The sequence below is a fragment of the Ruegeria sp. N11 genome (genome assembly GCF_056531525.1).
Genome location: NZ_JBQFLX010000080.1, coordinates 1 through 629 on the forward strand (window position 1 = coordinate 1; position 629 = coordinate 629).

Sequence of the window (629 nt, forward strand, 5' to 3'; positions counted from 1 at the left end):
CTGCGCATCCGTCAGCCAAAAAAGATCAGACATGGTCACCGCTCGATTTTCGAACCGTGAATCACGCAGCCACGCGGAAATCAATGGGTCCTGACCCTAAGTAGACGTCAGCCGGAGTGAGATTTTTCAGGCTCTCGTGATAGCGCCGGTGGTTGTAGTGATCGACAAAGGCGTCGATCTGCCGCCTGAGATCACCGGGCAGATAATAGTTTTCCAGCAGGAGGCGGTTCTTCAAGGTTTGGTGCCACCGCTCAATTTTGACTTGGGTCTGCGGGTCACCGCGGACATGATCCATCTTCTGGTCTTCTCTCCAGTCTGCCAGTTCACCAGAGATGTAACTCGACCCATAGTCACTGAGCAGGCGCGGCTTATGCAAGACGGTCGTCTGATCACAACTTGATGCCTGCAAAGCGAGGTCCAACGTATCCGTCACAGCCTCGGTCTTCATCGTCGTGCAGAGCTTCCAGGCGATGATGTCGCGGCTGTAATCATCGAGGATGACCGCTCACCAGGCCTTCCACGATGCAGCGGGCGACGATTGTCTCGGACAGGCGCCGTAGCAGTTCACTCTCACGGAACCGGCCATGCCGGTTTTTGGAGAACGTCGAATGGCCGCGAACGTGGTCGTT

1 pseudogene is annotated in these 629 nt (G+C 56.0%); it reads right to left on the bottom strand.

Annotation, left to right across the window (positions count from 1 at the left end):
- Window positions 1-61 precede the first annotated feature (61 nt).
- Window positions 62-505: pseudogene (locus tag ACR0J8_RS24265) on the bottom strand (transposase); the annotation flags it as partial.
- Window positions 506-629 lie beyond the last annotated feature (124 nt).